At 65.9% G+C, this 8,261-nt stretch carries 9 protein-coding genes; 6 read left to right on the top strand and 3 right to left on the bottom strand.

From position 1 onward, the window contains the following. Positions 1–223: 223 nt before the first annotated feature. Positions 224–1,384 (top strand): HAMP domain-containing sensor histidine kinase, encoded by a 1,161-nt coding sequence (locus tag H0U68_RS12465; RefSeq protein WP_296356018.1) that lies wholly within the window; start codon positions 224–226, stop codon positions 1,382–1,384. 331 nt (positions 1,385–1,715) lie between these two features. Next, entirely contained in the window at positions 1,716–2,294 is a 579-nt protein-coding gene (locus H0U68_RS12460) for a TMEM165/GDT1 family protein (protein WP_296356016.1), read from the top strand. 11 nt (positions 2,295–2,305) lie between these two features. Here H0U68_RS12460 and H0U68_RS12455 read toward each other — a convergent pair whose 3' ends face one another. After that, positions 2,306–2,770 (bottom strand): DUF2721 domain-containing protein, encoded by a 465-nt coding sequence (locus H0U68_RS12455; protein WP_296356014.1) that lies wholly within the window; start codon positions 2,768–2,770, stop codon positions 2,306–2,308. Between the two features lie 67 nt (positions 2,771–2,837). On the opposite strand from H0U68_RS12455, the gene H0U68_RS12450 reads away from it, so the two are divergent. The 3 genes from H0U68_RS12450 to H0U68_RS12440 are packed head-to-tail and all read left to right on the top strand — an operon-like array spanning position 2,838 to position 5,174. Then, positions 2,838–3,254 (top strand): hypothetical protein, encoded by a 417-nt coding sequence (locus tag H0U68_RS12450; RefSeq protein ID WP_296356012.1) that lies wholly within the window; start codon positions 2,838–2,840, stop codon positions 3,252–3,254. Further along, positions 3,251–4,591 (top strand): tRNA (N6-isopentenyl adenosine(37)-C2)-methylthiotransferase MiaB, encoded by a 1,341-nt coding sequence (gene miaB, locus H0U68_RS12445; protein ID WP_296356011.1) that lies wholly within the window; start codon positions 3,251–3,253, stop codon positions 4,589–4,591. The genes H0U68_RS12450 and miaB overlap by 4 nt, the downstream gene beginning before the upstream one ends. Before the next feature lie 22 nt (positions 4,592–4,613). Further along, positions 4,614–5,174 (top strand): sugar O-acetyltransferase, encoded by a 561-nt coding sequence (locus H0U68_RS12440; RefSeq protein WP_296356008.1) that lies wholly within the window; start codon positions 4,614–4,616, stop codon positions 5,172–5,174. Positions 5,175–5,192: 18 nt separating this feature from the next. Here the strand turns inward: H0U68_RS12440 and H0U68_RS12435 are convergent, their stop codons facing one another. Together H0U68_RS12435 and H0U68_RS12430 are read right to left on the bottom strand one after the other, a co-directional pair. Continuing rightward, entirely contained in the window at positions 5,193–6,143 is a 951-nt protein-coding gene (locus H0U68_RS12435; protein WP_296356020.1) for a tripartite tricarboxylate transporter substrate binding protein, read from the bottom strand. 38 nt (positions 6,144–6,181) lie between these two features. After that, entirely contained in the window at positions 6,182–7,384 is a 1,203-nt protein-coding gene (locus H0U68_RS12430) for a M20 aminoacylase family protein (RefSeq protein WP_296356006.1), read from the bottom strand. A gap of 165 nt (positions 7,385–7,549) precedes the next feature. On the opposite strand from H0U68_RS12430, the gene H0U68_RS12425 reads away from it, so the two are divergent. Next, positions 7,550–8,261, top strand: a 712-nt coding sequence (locus tag H0U68_RS12425) for an outer membrane beta-barrel protein (RefSeq protein ID WP_296356004.1), incomplete at its 3' end; no start/stop codon positions are given.

Genomic DNA, 8,261 nt, shown 5'->3' with positions numbered 1-8,261 from the left:
ACAGCAGTCTGGGCCGCATCCCACCGGCTCGCTTCGCCGAGTTGCATCGCCAGCGCGCTGGCGATGCAACTCGATCCACTTCAACCCCCACGCAGATCGATTAATCTTGCAACCCCCGGACTTCCTCAATTCAGTTGGTACGGCGGGAGGGGGCAGGTCATGCTCGACAAAAAAAGAGCACACTTAGGGTCAGTTACCGCACAGGCGGTTGGAGAGGTTGGCTATGCATGACTTTCTGGTTCGCAATCGTTTGGCGCTCATCGAACGCTGCAAAGTCAAGGCTGGACTGCGTCCGCCGCATGGTGCGACAGAGGAACAACTTAAAAATGGGATCCCCCTCTTTTTGGAGCAGTTGACGCGGACCCTCGACGCTGAGGACGTGGGGCAGCCGGGGGAGAGTGCCCGGATATCGGGGGCGGTGAGCCTTTCTTCAATTGACTCGTCAGAAATCGGTATAGGGGCGACAGCCCACGGAAAACAACTGCTGGAACTTGGCTACTCGGTCGAAGAAGTTGTGCACGGCTATGGCGACCTGTGCCAAGCGATCACCGATCTAGCCGTCGAACGTGATGCACCATTCAGTGTGGACGAATTTAGAACGCTCAACCGGTGCCTTGACAATGCAATCGCAGAGGCCGTCGCGGAGTTCAGCAAGCATAGTGATGTTGAAGCAGCACACCGCTTAACTTCGGAGGCAAATGAGCGGCACGGCTTTCTTCTCCATGAACTTCGTAACTCGCTGCACACGGCAACTCTGGCATTAACGGCGCTAGAAACTGGCACCTTGCCGATTGCTGGTGCGACCGGCGGCGTGTTGCGACGCAGCTTGGACGCTCTGACATCGCTGGTGAAGCACGCGTTGGCCGAAGTGCGTGTCGCGGCGGCACGGCCTGATGACGTGGAAGTGTTCTCACTCGCGTCATTCATCGCTGACGCCGGAAATGCAGCCCTACTCGACAGCAATGCTCGCGGATGTTCGTTCGTAGTGAAAAATACCATTGATCCCGACATCGGAGTCAAAGGCAACCGCGAACTTCTACTTGGAGCCGTGATGAACCTTGTGCAGAACGCGTTCAAGTTCACGCGTCCAGACACTGTGGTGTTGCTGACCGCACACGCGAGCGGCGATGACGATACAGTCTCCATCGACGTGCAAGATGGGTGCGGCGGGCTTCCGCCGGGCGTCAGCGAGGTGATGTTCATCCCGTTTACCCGCAGACATAGTGACCGAAGTGGATTGGGCCTTGGGCTCCCGATAGCAAAGCAGAGCGTTGAATCATTCGGAGGCACCTTGACCGTTCGCGACCTGCCCGGGACAGGATGCATATTCACGATCAATCTGCGGCGACACCAACGCCGTGTGGCTTCCGAAGCATCGGCGTAGTGATGCGTGCAGATTCGTGCTGCTCCGCGTGACTGCTGGCTACTGTGAGCCGTCCTGTCGTCCGCTCGGCAGTGGTCCTCTTTATGGCACAATCCGTCGCGCAATCAACTCTCGCCCGCCAATGGGCCGTTGTCTCTGGGGTGAGGTTGTATTGGCAGGCAGCCGAAATTGGGGGGCCCCTCCTCCGTGAAGCGCCACCAAATACCCGTCATTGGCCCCCACGGCCATGGCGCGCGCAGCAGCCCAGCCTGGCAAGACCTTTGACTGCTTCGATCCGCCCGCCGGGGTATCGCGAGCGGTCATTGGTTCGGCCGCCCGGCCATGGAACTCCATGGAAGCCTTCCTCGTCTCCACCGGCGTTGTCGCCCTTGCCGAAATCGGCGACAAGACCCAGCTGCTCGCCTTCCTGCTTGCCGCGCGCTTCAAGAAGCCCTGGCCCATCGTTGCCGGCATCCTGGCCGCCACCCTGCTGAACCACGGCATGGCTGGCGCGCTGGGCGCCTGGATCACCACCGCGCTCAGCCCGCAGACCCTGCGCTGGGTGCTCGGCATCTCCTTCATCGGCATGGCCGCGTGGACGCTCGTCCCCGACAAGATCGAGGAAGAAGAGCAGGCGGCGGCGCAGCGCCTGGGGGTGTTCGGCGCGACCTTCGTCACGTTCTTCCTGGCCGAGATGGGCGACAAGACGCAGATCGCCACCATCGCCATGGCCGCGCGTTTCGCCGATCCGTGGGTGGTCGTGGCCGGCACCACGCTCGGCATGCTGCTGGCCGACGTGCCGGCCGTGTTCGCCGGCGACAAGCTGTCCGCCAAGATCCCGATGCGACTGGTGCACGGCGTGGCCGCCGCGATCTTCGCCGCGCTTGGCGTGGCGACGCTGCTGGGGGCGGGCGCGAAGTTCGGCCTTTAGCGTCCTGAGACTCAGCCTTGTGCGTCCCGCGGCGGCGGCCGGCGGAAATTCAGCAGCCGCGTGGCGATGACGGTTTCGGCCAGGAAGCACAGCAGCGCGCACAGGAAGCTCACCACGCCCGCCAGGAAGCCGCCGACCGCCCAGGCGCTGATCCGGAACGACGCGGTTTCGCCCAGGAACAGCAGGATGATGGTCAGCCCGATCAGGAAAGCGCAGGTGGTGAGCAGCGCGATGCAGCCGTTGGCGAGGCGCCCGCGCAGGCGCAGCTGCACCAGCTCGTTGTCCGCGAAGGCGAGAAACACCGCATCCTGCGACGACAGCGCACGCTCCTCCAGTTGCCGGCCGCGGTCGATGATGCGCGCGAGCCGGCCGGCCACCGCGCCGATCATTCCCGACACCGCGGTGAGCAGGAACACCGGCGCCACCGCAAGCTGGATGCCGTGGGTGATGCTTGCGTTGTCCAGCGGCCAGGTCATGGCTGGGGATTATCGGGCCGGTTGACTAGAATCCAGGCTTCCCCTCAACAGCCTCTGGCTCTACACCATGAACCGCTGTCTCCGCTGGGCCTTGCTGGCCCTCAGCCTTCTTTGCGCGGGCATCGCCCAGGCCCAGACCATCGTGCGCAGCGTGCCGGCCGACGTGAAGCCCGGCGTCCTCGCCGTGCAGAACATGAACGGCACCATCACCGTCGACGGCAAGCCCGACCGCTTCACGCCGGGCGTGCGCGTGCACGACATCAACAACATGCTGGTGCTGTCCGGCAGCCTGATCGGCCGCAGCGTCTACACCGTCTACCGGCGCGAAAGCACCACCGGCCAGGTGCACGAGGTCTGGCTGCTCACGCCGCAGGAATACCGCCAGGTGGGCGGCGTCAACACCGGCGATGCGGATGGCTACAAGCGCTTTGCCGAGCTGCTGAACCTGATCTTCACCGCGCGCGCCATGGGAGCGGTGAAATGAGCCGCAAGGTGTTCATCAAGACCTTCGGCTGCCAGATGAACGAGTACGACTCGGACAAGATGGCCGACGTGCTGCGCGCGGCCGACGGCTACGAACCCACGCAGGACGTGGAAGAGGCAGACCTGATCCTGTTCAACACCTGCTCGGTGCGCGAGAAGGCGCAGGAAAAAGTGTTCTCCGACCTGGGCCGCGTGAAGCACCTGAAGAGCAAGGGCGTGCTGATCGGCGTGGGCGGTTGCGTGGCCAGCCAGGAAGGCGCCGCCATCGTCGAGCGCGCGCCCTATGTGGACGTGGTGTTCGGCCCGCAGACCCTGCACCGCCTGCCCGAGCTGCTGGCGCGGCGCGCGCGCGAGGAGCGCGCCCAGGTGGACATCAGCTTTCCCGAGATCGAGAAATTCGACCACCTGCCGCCCGCGCGCGTGAACGGCGCCGCGGCCTTCGTCAGCATCATGGAAGGCTGCTCCAAGTATTGCAGCTACTGCGTGGTGCCCTACACGCGCGGCGAGGAAGTGTCGCGGCCGTTCGACGACGTGCTGGCCGAAGTGGCCGGCCTGGCCGAGCAGGGTGTGAAGGAAGTGACCTTGCTCGGGCAGAACGTGAACGCCTACCGCGGCCCGATGGGCGACAGCGCGGAGATCGCGGACTTCGCGCTGCTGATCGAGTATGTGGCCGAGATGCCCGGCATCGAGCGCATCCGCTACACCACCAGCCACCCGAACGAGTTCACGCAGCGGCTGATCGACGCCTATGCCAAGGTGCCCAAGCTGGTGAGCCACCTGCACCTGCCGGTGCAGCACGGCAGCGACCGCATCCTGATGGCGATGAAGCGCGGCTACACGGCGATGGAATACAAGTCCATCATCCGCAAGCTGCGCGCGGTGCGCCCCGAGCTCTCGCTGTCCAGCGACTTCATCGTCGGCTTCCCGGGCGAAACCGAGGACGATTTCGCGAAGCTGATGAAGCTGATCGAGGACGTCGGCTACGACGCCAGCTTCTCCTTCATCTTCAGCCCGCGCCCCGGCACGCCGGCGGCCAACCTGCCCGACGGAACGCCGCACGCGGTGAAGCTCAAGCGCCTGCAGCAGGTGCAAGCTACGCTGGAGGTCAACGTGCAGCGCATCAGCGCCAGCCGCGTCGGCACGGTGCAGCGCATCCTGGTGGAAGGGCCGTCGCGCAAGGACGCGAACGAGCTGATGGGCCGCACGGAATGCAACCGCATCGTCAACTTCGCGGGGCCCAAGCGGCTGGCCGGGCAGCTGATCGACGTGACCATCACTGAGGCGCGGCCGCATTCGCTGCGCGGCGAGGTGCTGGTGCGCGAAGAGGCCGCCGCGTAGCGGCACCGGGCTTGCCGTCGCGATGCCGGCCGACGATCACACCAGGCTGATTCGCAGCAGGACGCCCGAGTCGGCGGCCATGGTGGCCAGCGTCAAGCGCGCCATGACGATCACCTGCGCCCTCAACCGCCTGGCGTTCGACGATGCCGCCGGCATCCGCGCCTTGTTCAGCGAACTCATCGGCCGCGAGGTGGACGACGGCTTTTCGCTGATCCCGCCGTTCTACACGACCGGCGGCGAAGAAATCCGCATCGGGCGCAACGTCTTCATCAACCAGAACTGCACGATGTACGACCTGGGCGGCATCGACATCGGCGATGACGTGCTGATCGGGCCGAACGTGAGCATCATCACGTCGGGCCATCCCCTGGAACCTGCGCAGCGGCGCGCCTGCGTGACCGCGAAGCCCATCGCCATCGAAAGAAACGTCTGGATCGCAGCTGGCGCCACCCTCATCGGCGGCGTGACGGTCGGCGAGAACGCGGTGGTTGCGGCGGGGTCGGTCGTCACCCGGGACGTGCCTGCAAACACGCTCGTCGGCGGCAACCCCGCACGGGTGATCCGCTCCATCAGCAAGGGCTGAGGGAGCGCGGGACAAGCCTCATTCGATCCGCGCGCCCGAAGCCTTCACCAGCACGCCCGCGTTCTCGTAGTCCGCGCGCAATAGCTTCTGGAAATCGTCGGACGCCATCGCCGGCCCCGTCTCCACGCCCAGGCGCGTCAGGCGCTCCTGCACCTCGGGCAGCGCCAGCACCTTGTTGATGGCGGCGTTGAGCTTGTCCAGTTCGGCCTTGGGCATGCCGGCCGGCGCCAGCACGCCGATCCAGGAATCGAATTTGTAGTTCGGCACGCCCGCTTCCGCCACTGTCGGCAGGTCGGGCATGAAGCGCGATCGCTGGGCGCCGGTGTAGGCCAGGATCTTGATGCGCGCGTCCTGCTTGAACGGCACCAGGCCGATCAGCGACGATGTCACGCCCTGCACACGGCCGGCCAGCACCTCGTTGACGGCGTCGCCGGTGGACTTCATCGGCACGTGCTGCATCTCCGTGCCGGCACGCGCGAGGAAATACGCCATGCCCATGTGGGTGGCGCTGCCGTTGCCGGCCGACGCGTAATTGAACTGCCCCGGCTTGCTCTTGGCGAGCTTCACGTAGTCGGCCAGCGTGTTCACGCCCAGGTTGCCCGGCACCGCGATGGCGTAGCCGGAGTTGCCGATGTAGGCCACGCCGGTGAAATCCTTGACCGGGTCGTAGGGCAGCTTGCTGTACAGGTGGCCGGCCAGCGTGTGGCTGGCCGCCGCCAGCACCAGCGTGTTGCCGTCGGCCGGCGACTTGGCCACCAGCGCGGTGCCGACCGAGCCGCCCGCGCCCGGCCTGTTCTCCACCACCACCGAGGCGCCGAGCGCCTGGCCCAGTTCGGCGTTGAAGGTGCGCGCCACCGTGTCCTGCACGGCGCCGGGGCCGAACGGCACGACCATGCGGATCACGCGCTGCGCGAACGCGGGCGAGGCGGCGAGCACGGCCAGGCCGAGCGCGAGGAAAGCGGTGCGGATGCGGCGGAACGTCAATGCGGACTCCTTGTGTATCGTGATCAGGCCTGAGCGAGCCAGCGTTGCGCCAGCCGCACGAAGTAGCTGGCGCCGACGGGAATGATCTCGTCGTTGAAGTCGAACGAGGTGTTGTGGATGATGCAAGGTCCGGGCCCGTGGTCCGGCAGGCGGTGGCCGCCTTCGCCGTTGCCAATGAAGGCGTAGCAGCCCGGCTTCACGCGCAGCATGTGGGCGAAGTCCTCGGCGCCCAGGACGCCCGGATGGTTCTCGTCCACCTGCGCGTCGCCGACCACTTCGCGCATCACGTTCGCGGCGAAGCGCGCCTCGGCTTCGTGGTTCACCACCGGCGGCGACGCGCGGCGGAAGAACACCTCGGCCTCGCAGCCGTGCGCCTGGGCGATGCCGGCGGCCAGCCGGCGCAGGCCCGCTTCGATGCGGTCGAGCGCATCGACCGAGAAGGTGCGCACCGTGCCGCCGACCGACGCCTTGTCGGGAATCACGTTGGGTGCGTCCGAGCCCTGCAGCTGCGTCACCGCCAGCAGCGCGCGCTCGGTGGAGTTCACCACGCGCGGCACCAGCGACTGCAGCTGCTGCGCCAGGTCGATTGTCGCGCCGACCGGGTCGATGCCGGTGTGCGGCATCGATGCATGCGTGCCGCTGCCAGTGATGGTCACGCGCCACGTGTTGCTCGACGCCATCAGCGCGCCGTGGTTCAGCGCGAAGCCGCCGATGGGCACGGCGAAGTTATGCAATGCGAACACCGCGTCGCAGGGAAAACGCTCGAACAGGCCATCCTCGATCATCTTCAGCGCGCCGGCTTTGCCCATCTCCTCGGCCGGCTGGAAGATAAAGTTGACCGTGCCGCTAAAGTCGCGCGCGCGGGCCAGGTGCCAGGCCGCGGCCAGCAGCATGGTGGTGTGGCCGTCGTGGCCGCAGGCATGCATGCGGCCATCATGTTGCGAGCGGTGGGGAAAGCGGTTCTCCTCCTGCAGCGGCAGCGCGTCCAGGTCGGCGCGCAGGCCGATGCTGCGCGCACCGCCGCCGTTGCCGCTCCTGCAATGTAGGACGCCGACTACACCGGTGCCGGCCACGCCGGTATGCACCTCGATGCCCCATTCGCGCAGCAGGTCCGCCACGATCTTCGACGTGCGGTGTTCCTCGAAGCCGAGTTCGGGATGCTGATGGATGTCGCGCCGCAGTGCGACGAAGCGCGAGACATCCGCGAAGCTGTCGACGATATTCATGCGCTCAGTATAGGAAATGCGCTTGTAAATCAACTCGGCCGTTGCTTGCTCAACAAAAGGCCGTTGCAAATTCAGTTGTTGTATTTGCGGAACACAGAGGCCCACTCGGCCCTACGAACGGCTCGGTTTCCCCATACTCCAATGCTCTTGGACTGGGAGATCACCTTGAAATCACGACCGTTCTATTCGACCGCCTACCGGCTCAGCGCCGTCGGGCTGGCGGTGTTCGCCGCCACTGTCGGCGGCAGCGCCTTCGCGCAACCTTACGCCGACCATCAAAGCGGCTGGTACCTTGGCGGCAACGTCGGCACCACGCGCGCTGACTTCGAGCACAAGCCGATGCTGTCCGTCTCGCCGCTGGCCGTCACCGGCCTCAGCGACGACGACCACGAAATGGGCTACAAGGTCTACGGCGGCTACCAGATGAACCGCAACCTCGCCATCGAAGGCGGCTGGTTCGACCTGGGCCGCTACGACTACGGCTACACCACCGGCTTCGGCGCGTTCCACGGCAGCACGCGCTTCCGCGGCGTCAACCTGGACCTGGTCGGCACGCTGCCGATCTCGGACCGCTTCTCCGCCTTTGCGCGCGTTGGTGCCGTGTACTCGCGCTCGCGCGCCACGACCAGCAGCACGGGGCTGGTGGGCAACTACGGCTCGCGCCGCGAGAACGATTTCGGCGTGAAGGTCGGCGTCGGCCTGGAGTACGCCTTCACGCCGCAGCTGTCGGTGCGCGGCGAACTGGAGCGCTATCGCCTGGAAGACCCGGTGCGCCATCGCGGCTACATCGACATGGCTTCCGTGGGCCTGGTCTACCGCTTCGGCGCGCCGCCGGCGCCCGTGCGCGTGATGGCACCGGCACCGCCGCCTCCGCCTC

Origin of the sequence: Ramlibacter sp., assembly GCF_013697775.1 — a bacterium.
Taxonomy (GTDB): domain Bacteria; phylum Pseudomonadota; class Gammaproteobacteria; order Burkholderiales; family Burkholderiaceae_C; genus Ramlibacter.
This window is presented reverse-complemented; position numbering and strand designations above follow the sequence as displayed.